Genomic DNA, 25868 nt, shown 5'->3' with positions numbered 1-25868 from the left:
CCTACTTATTACGCTTGAAGTATACAACGTCAAAGGCTTATACCATTTATCTATAAAGATGCGCTTAATATAGCCCGCCTACGCGGGCTTAGTTTTTATAGCTCAACTCTTCTAGGGTTTGGGCTATATAAATATTAAGCGCATTGTTACAGAGAATTGGTATTAAGTATTTAAGTTTCTATACCTTCTGTACCTCCTGTACCTCCTGTACCGCCTGTACCTCCTGTACCACGTGTATTTCCATGAGGACGTTTGAGTCGTTTCATTGCCATTTCTAAACTTAACTTCATGCGTTTGAAGGCTCTGGCAAGATTACCAATTTCATCATTAGATAACTGATCAAAATCAACATCCATATGTCCGGTGCTGACTTCTTCAGCCACACGAGTTATACGTTTAAGAGGACGAACTACTTGTCGATTCAAAAAGATGTTAACTAAAAGAATGACGACGATAAAAACAATGGATACAAGCCCTACAATCAAAAGAGAAGATTGATAGGCTTTTTGGATAACTTTGCTAGCTGGTACAGAGATAACCTGAGCGCCGATAATTTCACCCAATTGCCAGCCAAAACCATTAGCTGTACCGTAACGCTGAATCATACTCTGAGGTGCTTGATCTGGTGTACTGTGACACGTCAGGCATGCCGGATCGGCAATTGCTAGCGGACGAGCGATATAGAAAATATCTCCGCCAGGAAGTGAGCGAAACCCGCTCAATTCTTTTAAGCCTTTTTCCTTGCGGAAGCGCTCAACAATGTTTGTCTCAAAGTTGTCAGCTTTATCCCGAAGATTAGTAGGATTGAGCGTCGCTTCTTTATAAAAGAACTCTCGATAATCTTGTTTTTTTCGCAAATTTTCAAAGACTTCTCGTGCTGAGTAAGCAGGCACACTTTGCGGTAAAAACTCAGTTTCTAATTTATCAACGAGTACTGGATTAACTTGAGCGTTAGTGTACTGCCGAACAGAAATCATGGTTTCCATCAACATTAGCGCTGTTGAGGAAATTTCTTGTTGAGCATTCCGCCTCAATACAGAAGACAGAGCAAACCCACTTAAGCTCAAACCGAATGCCAGAATTACCAGCAGTAGGATTGTAACTTTTTGCCTCAATTTCAAATTTTTTAACATAACCTTAACTTACTTAAAATATGTCAGTAAAATGTTAGATTTGCGATTAGGTTTTTAAATTGCGCTTAATTACATGATAGTTTGCCTGTCATAAAATTAGAATATAGAATAATGTAGATTATTAAAATCCAAAAATGCAAGAGTTTGGCACCAATAATTAGTGAAGTCTACATAAATATTTTTTTATCAATAATCTCTTAATAAAGACAAAGCGTTTAAGTAAAAGCTTTCTGGTTTTTATAGAAATATTTATTTGAAAATTTTTTGATAAACTAGTTAATCATTTTAGTATTTTAATTTTTAAATTGTTTAACCTCCTGTACTACCAGAATTTCTTTTCAGTCTGTTCATTGCCATTTGTAAACTAAATTTCATGCGTTTAAAAGCTTTGGCAAGATTGCCAATTTCATCATGAGATAGCTCTTGAAAATCAACATCCATATGTCCTGTGCTGACTTCTTCAGCCACGCGAGTTAAACGCTTAAGAGGACGGACTACTTGGCGCTCCAAAAAAATGTTAACTAAAAGGATGACAATGCTGAAAACGGCAGACACAATTAAAATGATTAAAAAAGAAGATTTATTGGCTTTTTCTATGACTTGGCTGGCTGGTAAAGAAATAATTTGTGCGGCAATTATACTGTTCAATTTCCATCCAAACCCATTCTCTGGGCCATAACGCTCAATCATCGTTTTAGGTGCAACATCGGGAGTGCTATGACACATCAAACAGCCTTCTTCCGTAAGTCTGAGTGGACGAGCAATGTAAAAGACATCCCCACCAGGCAATGAGCGAAATCCGCTCAGTTCCTTTAAATCTTTTTCTTTGGTAAACCGATTGATAATATCTGTCTCAAAATTATCAGCTTTGTCTCGAAGGTTTGTAGGATTAAGTGCTGCTTCTTTATAAAAGAAATCCTTGTATTCTGGTTGTTTTCGCAAAATGTCAAAGACTTCCCGTGCTGAGTAGGCTGATACAGTTTGCGGTAGAAATTTAGTGTCCAATTGATCAATCAGTTCTGGAGTGACTTGAGTAACTGTGTACTGACGCAGAGAACTGATTGTTTCAAGCATCGCCAGACCTGTTGAGGCTATTTCCTGTGTGGCATTTTGCCTTAGCAAAGAAGATAAAGCTAACCCACTGAAGCTTAAACCGAAAACAAGAATAAGGACTAGTATTATTGTAAATTTTTGTCTCAATTTAAGATTGGTTAACATTTTGGGTAGCTCTCAGTTTCAGCAGGAACATAGGAAGCTACAATATAAGACTCCAGTATTCCGGATACTATCGCACAAGAAGACAGCTATTCTAGGGCTAAAAGAGCCAGACTTTTCATATGTTTTAGTGTATGTAATTTCCGATCGGGAATTACATAATTTAAAAAAGAATACATATTTATATTGAATAAATTTCAAACGGACGAGAATGATGCAAAGCATCAGTTTCTACAATATCTGTCAGAATTCCCATACAAAATAAACATTTCTTGTTTATCTTTTGCCTGCTAATGTATACAAGGCTACTTGTTTACAGCATAGCAGTCCGTTGTCGTGTCAAAATAAATAGCAGCATTGGGCGATTATCACTAATGGTCTGGAATCCAGGACAACGGCTGTTTGGGGGACGTTATATCGTCGAAAGAAAACTGGGCGAAGGTGGAATTGGTATTACTTACCTCGCCAAAAACGAATATGGTGAATTACGAGTAATTAAAACTCTTAAAGAAGAAATTCTCAATAATCCAGCCTGGAAACCACACCGAGACAAGTTAAGGCAAGACTTTCGAGATGAAGCTGTTAGATTAGCTGTTTGTCGTCACCCTCATATAGTGCAGATAGAAAATATCTTCGATGAAGGGAATATGCCTTGCATGGTGATGGAGTACATCGAAGGCGAAGATATGGGCAAGCGCTTGCAGCGGTTGGGAATGTTACCAGAAGCAGAAGCACTACTATACATCCGGCAAGTTGGTGAGGCGGTGACGGTAATTCACCGCAAGGGTTTGTTGCACCGGGATATTAAACCACGCAACATTATGATCCGCAGTGGTAAATCAGAAGCTGTTTTGATTGATTTTGGTATTGCTAGAGAATTTATTCCGAATGTTGTGCAAAAGCACACGGTTTATCGTACTCCTGGTTTTGCTCCCCCCGAACAGTATGAATTGGAAGCACCACGAGGAGAATACATAGATGTCTACGGTTTAGCAGCTACTTTGTATAGCTTGGTGACTGGAATAGTACCAACCAGCGCCGAGGAAAGACGCCGTAACATTCCTCTAGAACCACCACAAAATTTCAATCCCAATCTTAGCGACAAGGTAAATCAGGCAATTTTGCGTGGGATGGAATTGCAGTCAAAGCAACGCCCTCAAAGTGTGCAAGAGTGGCTGAATCTCCTAGATGCCGATTTTGAAGAGGATTTAACAGAAATACCTCCTACAAAACTCATTACTACAAACACATCCTCTCAAACTACTTTTGTACTGGATCAAGGAGAGTGGAAGTGCGTACATACCCTCAAAGGCCATAACAGCATGGTTCAAACTGTCGCAATTAGCGATGATGGGCAAATTGTTGCTAGTGGCAGTAGTGATAACACAATCAAGCTATGGCATTTGGAGACTGGAAAGCTACTGCGTAGTCTTGGTCGTTGGTTTTCTGGTCATTCCAGCATGGTTCATAGCGTTGCCTTTAGTCCAGACGGGGAAATTCTCGCCAGTGGCAGTTGGGATGAGACGATTAAATTGTGGCTGATTGGTTCTGGTAAAGAAATTCGCACTCTCAAAGGTCATACCAATTGTGTGAATTCTGTAACCTTTAGTCCGAGTGGACAGATGCTTGCTAGTGGCAGTGCTGATTGCACAATTAAACTATGGCATGTGATCTCAGGCAGAGAAATTCGGACTGTTGCAGGTCATACTGATTCTGTTTGGTCAGTTGCCTGGAGTCCAGATGGAGAAATCATTGCCAGTGGCAGTGCTGACTACACTATTAAACTGTGGCAGGTTAGTACAGGCAGTGAAATTCGTACCCTTACCGAACATTCCTTTTTTGTAAATGCGATCGCCTTCAGTCCAGATGGGGAAATTCTCGCTAGCGGTAGCAGTGACTGTACCATCAAACTGTGGGAAGTCAGTACAGGCAGTGAAATTCGTACCCTGATTGGACATTCTCACCCAGTCTGGTCAATTGCTTTTAGTCCAGATGGCGAGTGGTTGGCTAGCGGTAGTTGGGACAAAACTATCAAAATTTGGCATGTTAATACAGGTAGAGAAATTTCCACCCTGATTGGTCATCATAACTATGTCAGATCCGTCGCTTACCCTCCGAGAACACCTGGGGTGTACAGTCTTCATGGACAAACTCTGGTAAGTGGCAGTGATGATGACACCGTCAAAATTTGGCGTTGCGAGTAGTCATTAGTCATTAGTCATTAGTCATTAGTTATTCTCATCACCCCATCACCCCATCACCCCATCTCCCCATTGCCCCTTATCCCCACAAAGTGGGGGCCCCCCTTCCCCATCTCCCCCTCCCCCACTCTTCTTTTGCTTCTTCAGATAGACTTATAGATTGTGAAAAATTGGGACAATGATGACTGCAAATTGTTATTTTTAAATAATCATTTCTATGAATTTCGGTATCGGTGATTTATTCTGGATATTCCTCCTCCTCTCTTCCCTGCAACCGATTTGGCAAAAACGTCAGATAGAGTATCGGCGCTTCCGGACTCTTCAGGGATTTCAGCAGCAACGCAAGAGTCGAGTGATTTTGCTAATTCACCGCCAGGAATCTATTAGTTTACTGGGAATTCCACTCTCGCGCTACATTACTATCGAAGACTCAGAACAGATTCTGCGGGCAATTCGCCTCACTCCTCCAGATATCCCGATCGACTTGATTTTACATACTCCCGGTGGTTTGGTTTTAGCAACTGAACAAATTGCTAGGGCATTGATTCGTCATCCTTCTAAAGTCACAGTGTATGTGCCCCACTACGCAATGAGTGGTGGCACTATGCTTGCCCTTGCCGCAGATGAAATCGTTATGGATGCCAACGCCGTTTTAGGACCAGTTGATCCCCAACTCGGTAACTTTCCAGCAGCGAGTATTTTGAAAATAGTTGAAGATAAACCCATCAGTGAAATTGACGATCAAACACTGATTATGGCTGACCTGTCGCGTAAAGCCATTCAGCAAGTGCAGCGTTTTGTCAGAACTCTACTGAAAGACAGTATACCCAAACAGAAAGTTCTGCCAGAAAATGTGGAAAATATTGTCGAAGCCCTGACAACCGGACGTGTTACCCACGACTATCCCATCACAGTTGAAGAAGCAACAGAAATGGGGCTGCCCGTAACAGTAGGACTGCCCCGAATTGTTTACGACCTGATGGAGTTGTACCCGCAACCACAAGGTGGACGCCCTACAGTGCAGTACATCCCCATGCCTTACGATGACCGTCGGCCAATACTACCGGTTCCCAAAGGTAGACCTTTAGAAGAACCAAATCAAATGAGTTAGTTGTTGGTTGTTGGTTGTTGGTTGTTTGTAGGGGCGCAAGGTCTTGCGCTCCTACATTAATGGTTTCCAAATAACTAACAAAAATCAACTAATAACACTGAATTTAAGGTGTAGGAGTTGGGGTTGGTGAGGGTGTCGCCCCGGGTGTAGGAGTTAGAGTTGGTGAGGGTGTTGCCCCAGGTGTAGGAGTTAGAGTTGGTGAGGGTGTCGCCCCGGGTGTAGGAGTTGGGGTTGGTGAGGGTGTCGCCCCGGGTGTAGGAGTTAGAGTTGGTGAGGGTGTTTCCTCGGGTGTAGGAGTTGGGGTTGGTGAGGGTGTCGCCCCGGGTGTAGGAGTTGGAGTTGGTGAGGGTGTCGGCGTAGTTCCTGGACTTTCTAAGATCTCCCTAGCTTCTTTGTCAAGCCTCTGTCGCAATGCTAAGTCAGCAATTCCGGTTTCTGGCAGCCCAACTTTTTTCTGATACTGTCTCACTGCTGCTTCTGTTTGGGGACCATAATATCTATTCCGAGGTAGAGGAGGATTTGGCTTTGCTACCAAATTCAAGTTGGCCTGTAGAATTCTAACGATATCCGTAGCAAAAGCTTGGGTTATTGGCCCTGCTATACCATCAGCAGGTTTTATCCCATATCCCTTTTGAAATTCTTGAATTGCTTTTCTGGTTTCTGGATCAGTTAGGGGTGCATTTGACACCGTAACTTTGTATCCCAATCCCCGCAGTACGGAACGGAATTGCTGTGGAGTATAGATTTGCTGTTGCGCTGGAGTAGCTGTTTGTGCGATCGCCATACTCGTTGTTACCAGGCAAATAACAGCTGCGCTAACGCTTGATTTTCCAAACTCACACCACATAGTTAAAACTCCTTTTGGTTAAATCAGCAGAATTGATATTAGCTGATATCTTGCACCATTCTCAATAAAAATCTCTGACTCTGATTGTTTACGTTACTAGATTTAACTTAGTAACGAGGGTTTGCAGGGCTACTACCTCCTGAGTGTTGCAACTGATGCAAGATGTAGATATTAACAAATGTATTTTAGAATTATTTAACCTCTTTAGCTTGAATATTAATGATTTTTGATTAATTTCATTTACATTCATTGACATTCATCCGTAAGAAGTATTTTTGCTTAGCTGTAGATATAGGCAAAAAATTCTTCAAACAATCTAAATTAGAGTAGTTTGTTGTTTGTTATATATTGTTGGTTGTCTGTTATTTTATAACTGATAACCAGCCACTGTACGGGTGTGTTTAGCCATAATATATTTGAGCATAAAAAACTGGACATGTAATCAAACTCGTTCCTATCACCTATATACAAATATCATCATATTATCAGCATCAAAGGAATGGCTAACTTAAACTCTCGAAAGCAGTACAAATTATGGTTTGAAAGAGTGATAGCAATTATTGCCACTCTTAACTTAGGCTTAGTTTTATTTGACTTGAGTTATATTTATTGGCGAGATTACTACTTACGGTATATACCAGTTATTGTTGATATATACGATCCAATTAAAGGTATTCAACCTCATCGGGAAACCGAAAAATATCTCAACACAGTCGATGAATTACAGAAACAGTTAAGAAGCCAGAATAATGTACAGTCGCCCCAAGTAGAAACTCAGCTAGAAGAACTACGTCGCCTTAGTGCTGAGATGATAAATGATAATCCATTTGCGCTAGCTGAGAAAAGCGGCACGTTAGAAAAAATCAAAAATAGAATGCGAGACCACCTGAATCAGGAATCTGCCAAGCAAGCTTTTGCTATTTTTTGGAGTCAAGAATATTTATTGCAAAATGGCTGGACGGAAGAAATTAGATTTTTTAACCAGCAAATTCGACCTTTAATTGCTACTAATTACTTCCGGCAAATAGGAGAAAATGGCAAATTCATTGATAATTTTTGGAAAATTGACTTGCCCTTCATATGTATATTTGCTGTGGAGTTAGCAGTACGCACCTATTACATCAAACGCCGCTATCCATTTTTTAGTTGGTTGAATGCAATTTTGTGGCGCTGGTACGACTTATTTTTGCTGCTACCGTTTTGGCCCTGGTTACGAATTATACCGGTAATAATACGCCTTGATCAAGCAGAATTATTGAATTTACAACCCATTAGGCAGCAAATTCATTTAGGAGTGGTATCGAATTTTGCCGAAGAACTGACAGAAATTGTTGTTGTGAGGGTAATTAACCAGATTCAAAATTCTATTCGGCGAGGCGATTTAGTCAGTTGGTTCCTGAGACAAGAGAACTTGCGCCCTTATATAGATATAAATAATGTCAATGAAATAGAAGCGATCGCTGCGATTTTAGTACAAACCATCGTCTACCAAGTTTTGCCCAAAATTCAACCAGAGCTAGTCGCTATTTTGCAGCATAACATTGACGGTGCTCTCAATCATGCCCCTATCTACCGTAATTTGCAAAGCTTCCCTGGAGTCACACAAATGCAAACTCAGTTGAGTGAGCAACTGGCAACTCAACTTACCACTAACCTTTACAATGCCTTAGTTAACTCTGTGGAAGATCCTGTTTCGGCAAAACTCGCAACTCAACTCGTGCAACGCTTCAGTCAAGCCTTGGCAGGGGAAATGCAAAAAAAACACGTTCTTTTGGAACTGCAAAGCTTACTTGTGGACTTCTTTGAGGAAGTCAAGATTAACTACGTGAAGCGCTTATCCCAAGAGGATTTTGAGAAAATATTGGAGCAAACCAGGCATCTGCGAACAAACGTAGAAGGCAGAAGGTAAGCTAATGTACTTTTAAGTAGTACAAAAACTTTGGTGATTAAAGATCTATCCGCAAACAAATGTATACTTTAAACAAGTAAATGGTATTAATCCTAAACAGGATTCGACGAAAAAAGAAGTAATTTATTGCTTCTCACCTCAAAAAAATACGCTACACTCAAAAAAGAGACGAATCAACTTTGATTCGTCTGAAGACTTCTTGGAAGATATCGCTATCGCAGGAAGTGGGTCAGCACCCACTTTTTTTGTTGGAATTATCGCATGACTCATCCCTTAGTCCCACAAATTATTGATTTGGCCATACCAGTAGCAGAAGAACTGGGCTTGGAAGTCGTTGGAGTAGTTTTTCACACCAACCAAAGTCCGCCAGTTTTACGGGTAGACATCCGCAACCCACAACAAGATACTGGTTTGGATGATTGCGAACGGATGAGCCGTGCTTTAGAAGCGACTTTAGATGCGACAGAGATCATTCCAGATGCTTACGTCCTAGAAATATCTAGTCCTGGAATTTCCCGGCAACTGACCACAGACAGAGAGTTTATTTCCTTCAAAGGATTTCCTGTCATCGTTTCTACTTCCCCACCCTATGAAGGACAGCAAGAGTGGATTGGTCAGTTAATTCGCCGAGATGAAACATCTATTTACATAAATCAAAAAGGTAGGGCGATCGCAATCCCTCGCGATCAAGTTACCAAAGTACGGCTAGATGAGCGCCGATAGAGGAGAGGCTAGGGAATAGGGAATAGGGCATTGGGAATAGGGCATTGAGAATTGGGAATTGGGAATTGAGAATTGGGCAAAAACAAGTCAAAAGCATGCCCTCGAGCGCAGCGAAGGGTTAAAAGCTAAAAGTAAAAAGAAAGAATTTTTTCTTTTACGTTTTTACTTTTTAGTTTTTACTTTTTAGTTTTTACTTCTCCAGTCCCTATGCCCCTTGCCCCATGCCCCATGCCTCATGCTCTATGCCCTAATCGCCATATATTTAAGGAGACTGCTTATGTCAATGGTTAGTTTACCTGGTTTAAAAGAGTTAATTGAAAGTATAAGTCGGGAGCGTAATTTACCTAAAATTGCAGTGCAATCAGCAATTAGAGAAGCACTACTTAAAGGCTACGAACGTTTTCGTCGTGCCCAAAACTTAGACAGAAAACAGTTTGATGAAGATTATTTTGATAATTTTGATGTGCAACTGGATGTTGATGAAGAAGGTTTTCGTGTTGTTGCCACCAAAACTATAGTTGAAGAAGTCACCAACACCGATCATGAAATTGCCCTTCAGCAAGTTCAAGAGATGGGAGGTGAAGAAGCACAGTTAGGGCAGGAAGTAGTGCTAGATGTTACTCCCGATCAAGGAGAATTTGGTCGGATGGCAGCGATGCAAACCAAGCAGGTATTAGCACAAAAACTGCGGGATCAACAGCGGCAATTAATTCAAGAAGAATTCCAAGATCTAGAAGGAACAGTGCTGCAAGCGAGGGTGTTGCGATTTGAGCGGCAGTCAGTAATTATGGCTGTGAGCAGCGGTTTTGGTCAGCCCGAGGTAGAAGCCGAATTACCAAAGCGCGAACAGCTGCCCAATGATAATTATCGCATTGGTGCCACATTCAAAGTTTATCTGAAAAAAGTTTCTCAAGGTCAGCAGAGGGGGCCGCAGTTATTAGTGTCTCGTGCTGACGCTGGTTTGGTGGTTTATTTGTTCGCCAACGAAGTGCCAGAAATTGAGGACGAAGTTGTACGAATTGTGGCAGTGGCGCGAGAAGCCAATCCTCCGTCCCGTCATGTCGGGCCTCGAACTAAAATAGCTGTAGATACCCTCGATCGCGATGTCGACCCTGTCGGTGCTTGTATTGGCGCGCGGGGATCGCGGATTCAAGTAGTAGTCAATGAATTGCGAGGTGAAAAAATCGATGTAATTCGCTGGTCGCCAGACCCTGCAACTTACATAGCTAACGCCTTAAGTCCAGCACGAGTAGACGATGTGCGACTCATGGACCCAGAAACCAGGCAAACTCATGTACTGGTAGCAGAAGATCAACTTAGTTTAGCAATTGGTAAAGAAGGACAAAATGTCCGCTTAGCAGCCCGCTTGACTGGTTGGAAAATAGACATCAAAGATAAGGCTAAATACGACTACGCAGCCGAAGATGCTAAATTTGCAGCCGCAAGGGCAAAATATACATCAGATGATGAAGAAATCGACGATATCGACGATATTGAAGAGGAGGAATATAAAGATGAAAATCAGGATGAACTAGAAGATGAACTGAAAGATGAACTCGAAGATGAACTAGAGGACGAAAAATACGATCGCGATGAGGAGTAACTAGAAAATTTTTTAAAACTTTAACATTGATGAAACCGAACTATCGACGCTGCATTAGTTGTCGCAAAGTTGGTCTAAAAAACGAGTTTTGGCGAATTGTCCGCGTCTTTGGATCTGGACAGGTACAATTAGATGAGGGCATGGGGCGTTCTGCCTATATTTGCCCACAAGCAAGCTGCCTGAGTGTAGCTCAGAAAAAAAACAAACTAGGGCGATCGCTACATGCATCAGTGCCAGAAGCACTGTATCAAACATTGTGGCAGCGCCTATCCCAAAGTAATCTCCCAAATCAAATCGAGCTTTAACTGCTTTGGCGGTAATCCCCAGAGGAATTGTGCCGACAGCCGCACCCCAAGCGCTATCGCCACACCCTCTGTTATGCTCGTATTTGATGCCAAAATAGTAATAGGGTGTCTGGCAAATCGCTCTTTAATATCTAAAGGGGGCGAAACAACACTCCAAACATAGATTTACGCTCAATGTGTTGTGGAAGACTCAGAATCAGCAAAACAAAACATTAAAAAATTGCAATCTGGTAGCGCCCACGCGCAGTTCGGCGTCAACCATCGTTTCTGGTGGCAATGCCAGCCTTAAACCGAAACATCTCTCTTTCCTGATTGGAGGCACCGGCAACAAAACGGCAACCTAAAAACAGTAATCAAAGGGTGGAGATGTCGCAAAAGCTGGCATCCATCCGTTAAAACTGTAAATTAAAGGGGAAGAGTGGATGAACAACGGCAAAGTTAGAATCTACGAATTATCAAAGGAATTGAATTTGGATAACAAAGAGCTATTAGCAATTTGCGACCAGCTCAATATCGCGGTCAAAAGCCATAGCAGCACAATCACCGAGTCCGAAGCGGAACGCATTCGTTCCCAAGCAGAAAAACTGGCAGCTACGCACCCGATGCCAAAAAAAGAGCATCATGGTGCAACCAGCCATAAACCACATAAACTACAAATAGCCTCCCGAAATAGACCTGCTGCATCACAAAAACAAGAATTGTTAGAAATTCGCAAACCACAACCACCTAAAAACAATGCTGCCAACGCCCCGGAAGCGTCGGCTGCTACCAATACCGAATTTGCTTCTTCTGAGGTTACTCCTCTTTCAGCCCCCAGACCTTTCGCTACACCAGTCTCATCCATGAAGCCGACGGCACCCATTCGACCTGTACCCCGGAATCAGTCTGAGACCTCACAACAAACAGCTGTGACAGAAGCCGAGCAAACGCCCAAGCCAACCCAGCCAGTGGAAAAAATGGCAGCGGAAAAACCAGAAGCACCTTCCTCTGTGCCTCAAAAGCCGAAACCAGAAAAACCCCAAAAACCACAACTGGTTGCTCCACCCGCAAGACCTTCTGTGGAAAAGCCTCAATCGGCACCCCAAGCTCATCAAGCAGAAAAACCGATCCTCAAACGCGATCGCGACCAAGTTCGCGAACAGCCTCGCGATCGGGATAAGGGCAAGGGTAAACCACAGACTCCGGTAAGTGCAGACGGTGCACAAACTACTCAACAGCCTCCGAAACCGACGCGTTCCCCTGGCCCCCAGCCGAAATCGGATCAAAAAGATAGAGGAACTTCTGCACCAAGTGAACTACCAAAACCAAGACCACCAGTACGTCCAGGTCAACAGCCAGCAGCGGCAACACTATCAAAACCTGTGCCAGCAACACCTGGAAAACCACAGGTATCCGAAGAAGAACCAGACCTAGAGGTCGAATCAACCGAAATCATCGAACTCAAGCGGCCCACGCCACCTCGTCAACCAAAACTTGGTAAAAAGTGGCAGCCAGAGGAAGAGATTGATGAAGTCAAAGAGGCTGCCAAAGCCAAAGCAGCTGCCAAAGGTAAACGCCTCAAACCCATTGTTGATGATTTTGAGGACGAAGATTTCCTCGAAGATGAAGATTCAGATGTAGCAGCCGCTGCTATTCAAATCAGCAATGCGATCGTTCGTCCGCCCAAACCCAAGGCTGCTAAACCAGCCCAACCTGCTGCTGTGGCAGCCACTGCTAAACCAACGAGAAAGCCAACTCAAGCTCGTAGCGAACAACAACAACGTCGCCCACAGGAGCAAAAGCGCGAACGCCCTGAAAAACTGATTGTCACAGGCACGATGACCGTGCAAGAGTTGGCTGATGCCTTGGCGGTTGCCGATACAGAGATTGTGAAAATCCTGTTCCTCAAAGGCATGGCGGTGAGTATCACCCAAAGTTTAGATATTCCCACCATCACCTTGATCGCCAACGAACTAGAAGTAGAAGTAGAAACTCAAGAACCAGAAGCAGAAGCCCGCAAAGTCACAGAAATGCTGGATGTGGCAGACCTGGAAAACCTCCAGCGGCGTCCGCCCGTAGTGACGATTATGGGTCACGTAGACCACGGGAAAACTACTTTACTCGACTCGATTCGCAATACCAAGGTAGCGGCAGGAGAAGCTGGTGGTATTACACAGCACATCGGCGCATACCACGTAGACGTAGAACACGATGGCAAAGTCCAACAAGTAGTATTTTTGGATACGCCTGGTCACGAAGCCTTCACAGCGATGCGGGCACGAGGAGCACGAGTCACAGATATTGCCATATTGGTAGTGGCAGCTGATGATGGTGTGCGTCCTCAAACGATTGAAGCGATCAGCCACGCGAAAGCCGCAGAAGTGCCAATTGTCGTAGCAATTAATAAAATCGACAAAGAAGGTGCTCAGCCAGACCGAGTCAAGCAAGAGTTGACAAACTATGGTCTAACTCCAGAAGAATGGGGTGGCGAAACAATTATGGTTCCCGTGAGTGCGATCAAAGGCGAAAACCTCGATACCCTGCTAGAGATGATTCTCTTAGTAGCAGAGGTGGAAGAACTAAATGCCAATCCAGACCGTTCTGCTAAGGGAACAGTAATTGAAGCTCACTTAGATAAAGCCAAAGGTGCAGTTGCTACCCTGCTGGTGCAGAATGGTACGCTGCGGGTAGGCGACATCTTGGTGGCTGGCTCGGTATTTGGTAAAGTCCGGGCAATGATCGATGACCGTGCTAGAAAAGTAGAAGCAGCTACTCCCTCCTTTGCCGTTGAGGTACTGGGTTTAAGTGACGTGCCAGCGGCTGGAGATGAGTTTGAGGTCTTCCTGAATGAGAAAGAAGCACGAGCGCTCGCGACAGATCGCGCTGAAAAACAGCGTCAATCCCGCCTCATGCAAGGGCGCGTTACCTTGACCAGCATTTCGGCTCAAGCCCAAGAAGGCGAGTTGAAAGAACTCAACTTGATTCTGAAGGGAGACGTACAAGGTTCTGTAGAAGCAATTGTGGGATCGCTCAAGCAAATTCCGCAAAACGAAGTGCAAATTCGCTTGCTGTTGGCGTCAGCTGGAGAAATTACCCAGACAGATATTGACCTGGCAGCTGCAAGTGGAGCTGTAATCATCGGCTTCAACACCACCTACGCTAGTGGCGCTAGACAAGCCGCCGATGAAGCTGGTGTAGATGTACGCGAATACAACATCATCTACAAACTCCTAGAAGACATCCAAGATGCTTTGGAAGGTTTGTTGGAGCCAGAATTAGTAGAAGAACCTCTGGGTCAAGCAGAAGTGCGTGCTGTCTTCCCCGTAGGTCGCGGCGCTGTTGCTGGTTGCTACGTTCAGTCTGGCAAGCTAGTTCGCAACTGCAAACTGCGGGTGCGTCGTGGTGGTAAGGTAGTCTACGAAGGTGTTCTAGATTCACTCAAACGTATGAGAGAAGATGCGCGTGAAGTCAACGCAGGCTATGAATGTGGTGTTGGTGTTGACAAATACAGTGACTGGACGGAAGGCGACATCATTGAAGCCTACCAGATGGTGACTAAGCGCCGTACCCTCTCGGCTGCTGCGAGATAACGACAGTGGCAGAGCGGGAGAGGAAGTGGACACTTCATATTGGAGCTGACACACCGGACGCGCGAATCAAGAGAACACACCAGACACGGAGACTATAAGACGCGGAGAAAAAATCAAACACTCTCTGCGTCAGCACCTCTCTAGTTCTCCTCGTTATCGAATTTACATCGCTGCATCTCCCATTCTTCCCGTCAAGCCACAGACGTACGTTAAGACTGCTGTGGTGCATCACTAATCTAAATCTCTCTCTAGCTTGGTGAGTTTTCAATGAGCCACAGTTAGTATTTATATCTAGAATTAGCAAAAATTCTATTTTTAATTAAGAAATTTAAATTTTGAACTAACACTATTGGCAGCAGTATGATTAGTTTAATTATTTGCTCTATTTACTCTAAAAGTAGTTAATTTTGTTTGGTTTCTAACTCCGATTGCAGGCGCCTGAGACTATCTGCAAGCAGATTTTGCCTTTTGGAAAACAATATGTTGTAGCGCTTTCCCGTAAGCATTGCATCCTATTTGGTCACAAATGAAACAGAATTTGCTGCCATAGAAATATTACCTTTAAAACAGATCTAGCAAGATTTTATAATAGCAAAGGTGCGGGATAATCAAATCTTGCCCTAGTTCTTTTAATCCCAAAAGGGATGTAGGAACCCGCACGCAAATCATACTGCAATCAATCAATGCAGATAAGTATACTAATCAAGCTACAATCAAGGACTGAAGAACTATGGCTCAAATTCAAACTTCCAGCGATCGCCAATTCGCTTATGATACCGAAATATGGAATAGTTTAAAGTGCGCGATCGCTGCTAGTTCTGGTTTCCAAAGCTGGCTGTTGGAACGCGATGTACAATTCCAAAAGCTCAGTCTTGAGCAACAGGTACAGCATTATTTGCGGGAAACTCTAGAGAATTTAGCTTACTAAAACACTCTTGTTGTTAGTTGTTAATAATTTAGTAGTTAACAACAGCAATCTTCAAATGACAAGGAGGACAAGGGGGAAGAAAAGTCAAAAGTCAAAAGTCAAAAGTCAAAAGTAAAGATTTTAATTTTGACCCTACCCTACGGGAAGTCGCCCAAAGGGCGTCTACGCTGCGCCCCTTGGGCATGCTTTTGACTTGGTACTTTTGACTTCCCGAAGGGTGTCTCTGCCCACTCTCCCTTGTCTCACCTATAAAGACAATTTCTGAATACTGAATCGACGTTCTAGAAGCCTTCCGGGTACTCTACGAGAAGCTGCTCTGACGGGCGTCTACGCCCCTACTTAAACAATTAACACTTTAAAATTACTACAAAGGTAATCATGAAGTTGTTAGAAAGCTGAAATATATCACCTTTTAATAAAATTATTGTGAGTAAATTCTACAGCTTATTAAGCATTTGCAATACATTCTAAAATACCGAAATATAACGAAATTTTAAGTATTTTCGACAATTTATATTTATTTTATTTGAGATAAAAGTTTAATATAAATCATTTTTGGATAATTATTTTTAATTGAACCAACAGATACTTATTTTTACTAATCATGTTTTATGTATAATGATTTCTCTCAAATAAGTATAGCCCCGGAGGAAATTGTCAACTATCTCAAAAGTGAAATGAGTTTGAGAGAGGTATATCAAAATATTTTGTCTCAAAAAGTGATACAGCATGTAGCTGAAGAAAAAGGGATAAATGTAACAGCAGAGGAAATTGAAGGTGAAGCAGATAATCAACGTCGTGAAAAGCGTTTGGAGAAAGCAGCAGACACCTTGGCATGGTTAGCAGAGCAATTTGTTAGTCCTCATGATTGGGAAATCGGAATTCGCAATCGGCTACTGGCTCAAAAATTAGCACAGACACTATTTGCCGAAGAAGTAGAAAAGTTTTTTATCCAAAATCGCCTAGAGTTTGAGCAAGCAATCTTTTATCAGATAATATTTGCTCATGAAAAACTTGCTCAAGAACTTTACTATCAAATTGAAGAAGGTGAAATCAGTTTTTATGAAGCGGCTCATGTTTACGATATTGATGATAACCGCAGGCACAAGTGTGGTTATGAAGGAAAAATTTATCGCTGGGCTATCCAACCAGATTTAGCAGCGATTGCATTTAGTACTCCACCTAAACAGTTAATAGGTCCAGTTAAAACTGAGCAAGGTTATCATTTGCTTATGGTTGAAGAGTTTATACCAGCAGAATTAACACACCAAAGGTATGAAGAAATTCTCAATAATATGTTTCAACAGTGGTTAACTGCTGAGATAGATTACATATTGCATTCTTTTTGACTTAAGATAAAGTATTCATTCTAATACTTATTAATATTTATACAAATAAAAATAGCGTTCCTTGCGTGGAGGCAATTCTTTTATAACTTCTTCTTGTGACTCTAATCCCCAATTATTCATTTCATTGGAAATTTGCTAGATCCAAGAGAGCAAGTCATTATTTTCCTTATATTATTTTCAGACTATAGATAGATGCTTAAATTTGTAGAATCAAAAACTTATGTCTTTTGTAAGAAAATATGATGTAATTGTTTTAAAGCCAAATATAGAATTACTCTAAATTACATGAATATAAGTTTTTTTACAGCAGTACCCAACCAAGCTAATGTGTATTAAAGTCGCTATCTCATGATTGTTTTCTATATACTTAATCTTGGTAGTGCCACTTAAGCACTAATTCTCACCGATTCAAATCCCTATCCGGAAAATGCTTCAAAGCATCTACTATTCAGACTATCGTATCCGTATGTTGTTCACAATATATATGTGATTACTGTATAAAAAATACTCTAAATCAAAAAGGTTTTATAATTGACAAATCTCTAATATTAAAGAGTTTATGAAGAGAACGTGAAGTAGTAGCAAAATATTGTAAATTTGATCAAAATCTGTTGACAAAATGTTTGTAAATATACAAAATAGCGGTATAAGATTTCTACAAATTGCAGGAACAAATAGTTACTTATTGGCGTTTTCCTTCAAAAATTCTGGATTTTTTGCAATATATCCGGGTTTAGCACAATATGTCGGTTACAAAAGAGTGACGGAGACTTAGTGCAACAATTATTAGGAAATCTTGCGCTAGTGTTTAACTTCAGAAGCTTATATTTTTGAGAGCATAAACTTCTTCCAAATTTTTGTAACCTGTTTAACAAAAAAGATTTTGATGTAGTTAATTCAGCCTTTTGATAGATTTACTAAAAATCTCTCAAAACACAAAAATAGGGGTTGCGACGGTTCTATGAGTATTTATGTGATCGTTAACCTTTTGACGCAAACCGAGAAAGATTCCTTTTTTACACCTTTGAGATTAAATTGCGGAATAGTTTTGTGTCAGATATATGTTTTAACCAGTGAATGGCTCGCTGGCTAAGATGGTTTTTAGTTTACTGTTGTTTTTTAAGGATACAACAGCCATGTTTTTTTCTTATATGTTCAGGGTTGCATGCTACTGCTCATCAGGTAAATACCGATGTCTATTGGTAAGGACATCCTAAATATCAAGATTTTGTTTATTTAACATAATTCCATGAGTAATGTGATGCACTCATAAGGTTGCGCTTGCCCTTTTCTTCCAAAAGAGGTACATCAACTTGGGAGCTATACTAATCGATATATCAGCCAAACTTTACTACATCCCTTAAAGTCCCTAAACACTAAGGGAAAGATCCTCCGAAGTTTGCGCTCAACCGAGAACAGCCCCCCTAGACTCCCTAAACACCAGGGGGGAAGCTCCCAGTCTTAGTTGCACATCATGTAACTCCTTGAATTAGCCTTTGAGGGCTAACAAGTCGAGCAGCTGTGAAACATTGGCTAAGAGAGTTTCCACAACTGCAGCGGATTTATATGCCCGCATTTTGCGATTGACGGCAACTAGCGATAATTATGACACTTCATTCTAGTCAATATCAAGCTTTCAAGTGTCAAGCTTTTAAAAGTGGCGACAAGCTCCGCAGCAAATTTTTAACACCGCTGAAGGCTTTGTTAAAGCAGAGGAATTTATCTACCTCCTTACCGCCAGGACTCCCTGATTGGCTCGAAATCTTTAAATGATTGATGTGGCTGTCAGACACACAATCAATTTGCTACTTGTCACGCAAATTTTTTGAGCCTAGTTTTCATGAAAAAGATTCTTTCTGGAGGTGAGGAGGTGCCATCTGTGTTTCCCGAGCAACAGCTAGTAGATCAGCAACTCACCATGATTCTGGGTGAGACGCTTTCACAAGAGGAATTGGAAAACTGTTTGGCGGCGGTGGAAATCTTAGAACCACCCATAGCGAAGCAGTTCTGGCACGCAACAGAGGCGAGTGCCGGAATTTATATAGTCATTGCGGGTAAAGTCAGATTGCTCGATAGCTATGATAACTTGATCGCCACTCTCACAGTAGGGGGATCGTTTGGTGAGATGACGCTGTTTCCCACAGCAGACTTCCAGCCATATGCAGCTAGAGCTTCTGACAACTTAAAGCTTTGCCATCTCAGGGGTGAGATGCTACAAGCTTTGATGGGCAATTATCCCCAGATCCGCGATCGCCTGTACCGAAAAGCAGAAATTTGGGATCTACTGATTGGTTATTGCCTAAACTCACCACAGCGCCAGAAAATTGTGCCAGAAATGCTGAAAGCTCTTTCTCTATGTGAGCGGCACAATCTGGAAAATGGCTCTCTACCCGTAGAACTATCCCAAGATTGCCAATTGTGGCTGGTTTATCGAGGAGAACTACTGCATTCTCATGGTCATAGACTAACACCAGGGGATATCTACGCTCCGGGGGGAGCGCAGGCTTGTTGGCAGGTGCTCAAACCTACAATTATTTACTGTCTGAAAACTTCTGATTGGCAAACAGCACTGCAATACTGGCCGCAACTAGGGAAATTTAGTGACTCTGACGACCGTCAAACCACTATTGATGAGAGTGAAACACCGCTTGGTGGCTTGAGAACACAAAGACCTAACACTCATAGAAAAATTATTCCTTTTCCACAGCCAGAAGCAGCCACAAAACAGTCAAAAATAAAGCGAAAAAAACCGCGTCCTTATTTTCCCAGCCCGAAAGTGCAAGTAGGGCATTGGTGGGGACGCCTAACTCGACGCTATCCCTTTTATGCCCAACAAAGTGCTTCTGACTGCGGCGCTGCTTGCTTGGTGATGATAGGTAACTATTGGGGTAAGCGCTTTAGTGTCAATCGCCTGCGAGATATGACCAACGTCAGCCGCAGTGGCGCATCTCTGCGTGCGATCGCCACAGCAGCAGAAGGTCTCGGTTTTGCTACCCGTCCCGTCAGAGCCAGTTTCGATAAATTGGCAGAACAACCTCTACCTGCGATCGCCCACTGGGAAGGCAGGCACTTCATCGTCGTCTATGAAATTACTAGAAAGCAAGTAATTGTAGGCGATCCCGCCATCGGTCAACGTGCCTTGACTCCCAAGGAATTTAAGGAAGGTTGGACTGGTTACGCATTGTTGCTGCAACCCACAGCCCTACTAAAAGATGCCAAGAATGAAAGTGCAGGCTTCTGGAAGTTTTTTGAGTTAGTCAAACCTCACTATTGGGTACTGCTAGAAGTCTTCATCGCTTCAGTGCTGATTCAGATATTTGGACTGGTAACACCAGTGTTTACCCAGTTGCTACTAGACCGAGTGCTGGTGCAACGCAGCGTTACCACCCTAAATGCTGTTGTTTTAGGGATGATCATTTTTGGTTTGTTCCGCGTCGCCATGAATGGAGTGCGGCAATATCTGCTGGATCACACTGCTAACCGCGTTAGCATTTCCCTGCTGGTGGGATTTATTAAACATACCTTCCGCTTGCCCTTGTCGTATTTTGAATCCCGTTACGTCGGGGACATTGTCTCGCGTGTCCAAGAAAACCAAAAAATTCAGCGCTTCCTAACTGGTGAGACACTCTCAATCTTGCTGGATTTGCTGACATTGGTGATCTATCTGGGCATGATGTTTTGGTATAGCTGGCGCATGGCATTATTTGTGCTGTTTACCGTGCCACCATTTTTTATTCTGGCGCTGGCTAGCACAAGTATTTTACGCCGCATCTCCAGAGAGATTTTTAATGCTGGGGCTGAAGAAAACAGCTATCTGATCGAATCACTAACAGGAATTCGCACTGTTCGCTCATTGGCCATTGAACAAACGGTGCGCTGGCATTGGGAAGAGTTGCTGAATAACTTGGTCAAAAAAGCTTTCAATGCTCAGGTGATTGGCAACCGCCTACAAATCATCAGCGGTACTATCGAAACCTTTGTGAATACCTCATTACTCTGGTTTGGAGCCTCGTTGGTGATTAAAGAGGAACTCACCTTGGGTCAATTAGTTGCTTTCAACATGTTGGTGGGTAATGTCATCAGTCCTTTTCAGAGGCTTTCACAGCTGTGGAATCAATTGCAGGAAATCGTCATTTCCACCGAACGTATTAATGATGTCTTAGAAGCAGAACCAGAAGAAGACTTGCAAAATAAACCCCGCAAGACCCTAGGTAGTCTTCGCGGTCATATTCGCTTTCATAATGTCACTTTCCGCTATCACCCAGAAAGCGAAACTAACGTGCTGGAAAATATTAGCTTTGAAATTCAGCCAGAGCAAATGGTAGCTGTGGTAGGACGTAGTGGTTCTGGAAAAACGACTCTCAGCAAATTGATTCTGGGTCTATACCCACCGACTGATGGCAAGGTATTGATTGACGGTCATGATGTCACTAATATTTCCCTGCGATCGCTCCGTTCTCAAATAGGTGTTGTAGACCAAGACACCTTTTTATTTGGTGGGACTATTCGGGAAAACATTTCCATAGCTCACCCCCATGCTTCATTAGAAGAAATTATTCAAGCAGCAAGATTGGCAGGGGCAGATGAATTTATTCAGCAACTGCCATTAGGTTACGAAACCCAAATCGGTGAAGGTGGTGGAATGCTCTCTGGCGGACAACGCCAACGTCTAGCAATTGCCCGTGCTTTACTGGGAAATCCCCGCTTGTTACTTCTGGATGAAGCTACCAGTCATCTAGACGCTGAATCAGAACGCATTATTCAAAACAATCTCAAAACTATTCTCAAAGAACGCACAAGTGTAATCATTGCCCATCGTCTCTCGACTGTACGCAATGCTGATTTGATTCTGGTTTTAGATCGCGGACTATTAGTAGAAAGCGGTACTCATGACGAGTTAATCGCCAAAAAAGGTCATTACTACTACCTGAATCAACAACAACTGGCTCAAGCAGGTTGAATCTAGGGACTAGGGAATTTTTGGTGGTTGTTTGTTGGTGGTTAGTAGTTAGTGGTTAGTAGTTAGTGGTTAGTAGTTATTCCCATACTTCTCCCACTCTCCCTATCTCACCATCTACCGTGTTGAGGAATAGAACATGCCGTATCCATCTCCCAATACCTCATCCGCACAGGCTGATGAGCGGGATGAGTATCTAAGTTCCACACAGACTCAGGAATTTACCGAGGCTAAGGAGCAGGTAGAAGCTCCAGAGCATACCAAAGAATTACATTACGGCACTGAAGAACTACTAGATGCCTTACCTAGAGTTTGGACACGTAGTTTGCTGTATGCACTAATAAGTTTTGCTGTTCTCGTTTTGCCTTGGGCAATGCTTTCCAATGTGGATGAGACTGGAAACGCCAAAGGACGCATAGAACCTAAAGGTTCAACGCAAAAATTAGACTCCCTAGCAGGTGGGAGTGTCAAAGCTGTCAAGGTCAAGGAAGGTGAAACTGTCAGAACTGGACAAATTCTGCTTGAACTTGAGTCTGATATCTTGCAAACGGAACTCCGACAAGCCGAGGAAAAACTCTCTGGACTGCTAAACCAAAGGATGCAGTTGAATGTACTCAAAAACCAACTGCTGTTGACACTTAGTGTTCAAGAGCAACAAAACCGCTCTCAGATCTTGGAAAAAATTTCCCAAGTGAACCAGGCAAAACAAGATCTAGATGCCAAAAAGAGTGCTTATAATCTACAAAATTTAGAAAAACAAGCATTAGTAAATCAGGCACAGCAGCAGATTAAGACTGCTCAAAATGACCAAAGGTCTACCCGAGATCGTTTGAAAATAGATTCAAGAATAGTCGAACGCTTTAGTCAACTAGTAAACGATGGTGCGGTTTCGGTAACTCAAATCGATCAACTCAAAAAAGAAGAACAAGAAAGCATACAACTCCATGAAAAGGCTCTATCTGACGTTAAACAAGCGCAATTGCGCTTAGCTGAGGAACAGAGTCGTTATCAGGCAACAATGAATCAGTTAGAGTCTGATATCAAGCAAGCACAACTGCGACTGCAAGAAGAGCAAAATAGCTATCAAGGCTTAGTACAAGCTGGTAAACTGGCTGTCTTGAAAAATCAGCAACAACTCAAAGACCTGCAAACACAAATCACCGCGCTGCAATCCCAAATTGCTCAAACTAGAAGCCAAATTTTGTCCTATAAGCTGCAATTGCAGCAACGAATAGTGCGATCGCCAATTGATGGAGTGATTTTTGAGTTGCCAGTTACCAAGCCAGGAGCAGTGGTACAAGCTGGTCAGAGAATAGCTCAAATCGCACCCAAAAACATGGGCTTCATACTCAAAGCCCAGATGCCCAGTCAACAGAGTGGTTTCTTGAAGGTAGGAATGCCAGTCAAAATCAAGTTTGACGCCTATCCCTTCCAAGAGTACGGCATCGTTCAAGGAAAAGTTACTTGGATATCTCCAGACACCAAAGTTACCCAAACACCCCAAGGAAACGTAGAAAACTTTGAGTTAGAAATCGCCCTAGATCAGCAGTACATCCAAAATGGCAACAAACGTATTCCACTGACCGCTGGTCAGACAGCAAATGCTGAAGTCATTGTTCGTCAGCGGCGCGTGATTGACTTTGTCTTAGATCCATTCAAAAAACTGCAAAAAGATGGTTTAAAGCTTTAGTCATTAGTCATTAGTCATTGGTCATTAGTAAGAACAAATGACAAATGACAAACGACAAATCACAAAATTGGAGGGATTGCATCATGAAACATCTGACCATTTCTGGTTCAGACATCATTCACAGCCTCAAACTCTCCTGCCAAATTCCTGGTGTTCTTGAGGCCATAGCATCTCAAAAGATTATTGCAGCAGCCGCCCAGGAAGCTGGCATTGAAGTCAAGGAAGAAGAATTGCAGCAAGAAGGAGACAAACTACGCTTAGAGAAGAAACTCGTCAAAGCAAAAGACACTTGGACATGGCTGAAGAAACATCATCTGTCTTTGAATGAGTTTGAAGAATTAGTTCACAACAACGTCATTTCGAGGAAGTTAGCGAATCATCTGTTTTCGGCTCATGTCGAAAAGTTCTTTTATGAACATCAACTAGATTATGTTGCCGCCGTTACCTATGAAGTCGTCTTTGATGATAGAGATTTGGCTTTGGAATTGTTTTATGCCCTAGAAGAAGGCGAAATCAGTTTTCCTGAAATTGCTCGCCAATACATTCCCGAACCAGAACTCCGTCGTGCTAGTGGATATCAAGGAGTTCGATATCGCAAAGACTTGCGTCCGGAGATTGCAGCGGCTGTATTTGCTGCAACTCCACCTGAGGCTCTCAAACCAATTACTACTCCTAAAGGAGTGTATTTAATTTGGGTTGAAGAAATTATTCAACCCCAACTAGATGAACAGTTACGCGAAAAAATTATCACAGAGTTATTTTCTGGTTGGTTAAAGCAACAAATCGAGAGCATGGAAATTGTGGCGCAGCTAGATTTAGGTACCGATTTACAACCACAGGAGGAACTGCTGAAGCAAGCTTAAGTTGTCTATTTGCCAGCAATCAATAACTTACTGAATTTCAAACTATTGTGTCACTGATAATCCTCCCATACTCAGGGTGGATAGAAGGAGTTTGTCCAAAAAAACAAAACATTTTAAAAATCAAAAATCTGTATTTAAAAAATAAAATCAAGTCGATATTTTCACAAAAATATGAGAAATCATTAAAAACCTATTTAATTAATAAAAAAATGCGTTTGGGCGATAAAAATTCAATAAAAATCGTCCAAACTTATCATGTTATTTTTTGTTTTTTTTAATATAAAAAATAGTGGCATAAAAACTAAAAAACAACATATTACAATTAGTTATTCTTATGATTTTTTATGCAAAAACTATTGCTTTTTTCTGTAATTAAGCTAAAGTAAAAATGTAACCAATAAAAACAGATTGGTTGCTTACTTATCACTGAATAACGATTAAGTAATTCCCAGGAGAAACCCATGATTATCTCTGATTTGAATCACATCGAAGCTGTTGAAGCTGGTCAAGTTGTTGGTGGTTCTTATTACTACTACCCCACATACTTCCAAAAAGACGTAGTTAAATTAGACGTTAAGACTGACATCGATCTCGACGATAATTCTGCTGTAGCTAATGCAGATTCTGTTGCATACGGTGACAAAACCTTCACTAAGACTGACACCTTTACTTTTGCTAGCGATTACTCTTCTGCTTCCAGTTCTAAATCCATTGCTGCGGTAGACTAATAATGACTTTGAGTTAGCTAATCATCTAACTCTTTCTCTAACTACTCTGCATTACAGTAGAAGTTTGTTGCACTGCAAATAGAGAGTACTCTCTTGAATTTCGCTGAAAGCTTTAAAAAAGCTTTCAGCGAACTACATCATGTTGCAAGCGAGGATTTGATGATGAGTCGACTAAAAATTTTTGATCTCAGTTTTTGTGAAACTGAAATTTCTAAGGATCTTCAAGTCCAAGGTGGATCGGCAGGACATCCTTTTCATGGCGGAATACCAGATTTTTTGCTTGAAGATTTAGCTTTGCTTGATAGAGCTCCAGATGATTTTTCTTTGGAAAAGGAGGTAGTAGATCCGGTAGGAAATAAATATAGAATTTCGGCTAAGAAAACTAAAGATGGCAGAGCTATAGCTATTGCTGGAGGAGGTCATTATGGTGATGTCAAATACGCCGTAAGTTCTGCATCAGCAACATCAAAAAGTTAACTAATTTCCAAGATTGCATCAACTTGGTTGTGATTTAGTGGCTTATTGAGTAGAGGCTTGGTAAAACTTCAGTAAATCTTTCGTGATTAACCTACAGCATAGGTTACAAAGTCATGGCTCGCTATCAAGTTGTAATCAAACGCGTAGTCTCACCTGATGGCAAGTTTATTGCAGAGGCAAAAAGTGTAGCCGAAGCATCTGGTCATGGTCAAAGTGAGATTATTCAGAGCGTCTCAGTAAATACTTCTTCAAGCAACTAC

17 protein-coding genes are annotated in these 25868 nt (G+C 42.1%); 14 read left to right on the top strand and 3 right to left on the bottom strand.

What is annotated here, in order from left to right; translation table 11 throughout:
* Positions 1-170 precede the first annotated feature (170 nt).
* Both FIS9605_RS0112175 and FIS9605_RS0112170 read right to left on the bottom strand, forming a co-directional pair.
* Positions 171-1133 (bottom strand): Tll0287-like domain-containing protein, encoded by a 963-nt coding sequence (locus tag FIS9605_RS0112175; protein ID WP_026732829.1) that lies wholly within the window; start codon positions 1131-1133, stop codon positions 171-173.
* 309 nt (positions 1134-1442) lie between these two features.
* Positions 1443-2351 carry a Tll0287-like domain-containing protein gene (locus FIS9605_RS0112170; RefSeq protein ID WP_026732828.1) on the bottom strand — a complete coding sequence of 303 codons (909 nt, stop codon included), beginning with the start codon at positions 2349-2351 and terminating at the stop codon, positions 1443-1445.
* 371 nt (positions 2352-2722) lie between these two features.
* On the opposite strand from FIS9605_RS0112170, the gene FIS9605_RS0112165 reads away from it, so the two are divergent.
* Together FIS9605_RS0112165 and FIS9605_RS0112160 are read left to right on the top strand one after the other, a co-directional pair.
* On the top strand, positions 2723-4552 hold the full coding sequence (locus tag FIS9605_RS0112165) for a serine/threonine-protein kinase (RefSeq protein ID WP_026732827.1): 1830 nt from the start codon (positions 2723-2725) through the stop codon (positions 4550-4552).
* A 214-nt stretch (positions 4553-4766) separates the two neighbouring features.
* A complete protein-coding gene (locus FIS9605_RS0112160; RefSeq protein WP_026732826.1) occupies positions 4767-5660 on the top strand; it encodes an SDH family Clp fold serine proteinase in 894 nt (297 codons plus the stop codon).
* 103 nt (positions 5661-5763) lie between these two features.
* On the opposite strand, the gene FIS9605_RS0112155 is transcribed toward FIS9605_RS0112160, so the two are convergent.
* Positions 5764-6507: a peptidoglycan-binding domain-containing protein gene (locus FIS9605_RS0112155; RefSeq protein ID WP_026732825.1), complete on the bottom strand. Its 744-nt coding sequence runs from the start codon at positions 6505-6507 to the stop codon at positions 5764-5766.
* Between the two features lie 499 nt (positions 6508-7006).
* On the opposite strand from FIS9605_RS0112155, the gene FIS9605_RS0112150 reads away from it, so the two are divergent.
* The 12 genes from FIS9605_RS0112150 (at position 7007) to FIS9605_RS0112090 (ending at position 25608) form a co-directional block, all read left to right on the top strand.
* Positions 7007-8416 carry a hypothetical protein gene (locus FIS9605_RS0112150; protein ID WP_026732824.1) on the top strand — a complete coding sequence of 470 codons (1410 nt, stop codon included), beginning with the start codon at positions 7007-7009 and terminating at the stop codon, positions 8414-8416.
* Positions 8417-8677: 261 nt separating this feature from the next.
* Positions 8678-9139, top strand: coding sequence for a ribosome maturation factor RimP (rimP, locus tag FIS9605_RS0112145; RefSeq protein WP_026732823.1), 462 nt, complete (start codon positions 8678-8680; stop codon positions 9137-9139).
* Between the two features lie 283 nt (positions 9140-9422).
* Positions 9423-10742, top strand: a complete 1320-nt coding sequence (nusA, locus tag FIS9605_RS0112135; protein WP_026732822.1) for a transcription termination factor NusA — start codon at positions 9423-9425, stop codon at positions 10740-10742.
* Positions 10743-10771: 29 nt separating this feature from the next.
* Positions 10772-11047: a YlxR family protein gene (locus FIS9605_RS0112130; protein ID WP_026732821.1), complete on the top strand. Its 276-nt coding sequence runs from the start codon at positions 10772-10774 to the stop codon at positions 11045-11047.
* A 422-nt stretch (positions 11048-11469) separates the two neighbouring features.
* Positions 11470-14616 carry a translation initiation factor IF-2 gene (infB, locus tag FIS9605_RS0112125; protein WP_026732820.1) on the top strand — a complete coding sequence of 1049 codons (3147 nt, stop codon included), beginning with the start codon at positions 11470-11472 and terminating at the stop codon, positions 14614-14616.
* 730 nt (positions 14617-15346) lie between these two features.
* Positions 15347-15544 (top strand): hypothetical protein, encoded by a 198-nt coding sequence (locus FIS9605_RS0112120; protein ID WP_026732819.1) that lies wholly within the window; start codon positions 15347-15349, stop codon positions 15542-15544.
* 611 nt (positions 15545-16155) lie between these two features.
* The gene (locus FIS9605_RS0112115) at positions 16156-16893 is read left to right on the top strand and encodes a peptidylprolyl isomerase (protein ID WP_026732818.1); all 738 of its coding nucleotides are present in this window, start codon (positions 16156-16158) and stop codon (positions 16891-16893) included.
* Positions 16894-18733: 1840 nt separating this feature from the next.
* Complete coding sequence (locus FIS9605_RS0112110) at positions 18734-21853, top strand: peptidase domain-containing ABC transporter (protein WP_442854699.1); 3120 nt, start codon at positions 18734-18736, stop codon at positions 21851-21853.
* A 136-nt stretch (positions 21854-21989) separates the two neighbouring features.
* On the top strand, positions 21990-23540 hold the full coding sequence (locus FIS9605_RS0112105; RefSeq protein ID WP_026732816.1) for an HlyD family efflux transporter periplasmic adaptor subunit: 1551 nt from the start codon (positions 21990-21992) through the stop codon (positions 23538-23540).
* Positions 23541-23620: 80 nt separating this feature from the next.
* Positions 23621-24403, top strand: coding sequence for a peptidylprolyl isomerase (locus tag FIS9605_RS0112100; RefSeq protein ID WP_026732815.1), 783 nt, complete (start codon positions 23621-23623; stop codon positions 24401-24403).
* A gap of 461 nt (positions 24404-24864) precedes the next feature.
* Complete coding sequence (locus FIS9605_RS36910) at positions 24865-25131, top strand: hypothetical protein (RefSeq protein ID WP_035139547.1); 267 nt, start codon at positions 24865-24867, stop codon at positions 25129-25131.
* Positions 25132-25224: 93 nt separating this feature from the next.
* Entirely contained in the window at positions 25225-25608 is a 384-nt protein-coding gene (locus FIS9605_RS0112090; protein ID WP_155960408.1) for a hypothetical protein, read from the top strand.
* Positions 25609-25868 lie beyond the last annotated feature (260 nt).

It is taken from the genome of Fischerella sp. PCC 9605 (assembly GCF_000517105.1).
Lineage (GTDB): Bacteria > Cyanobacteriota > Cyanobacteriia > Cyanobacteriales > Nostocaceae > PCC9605.
This window is presented reverse-complemented; position numbering and strand designations above follow the sequence as displayed.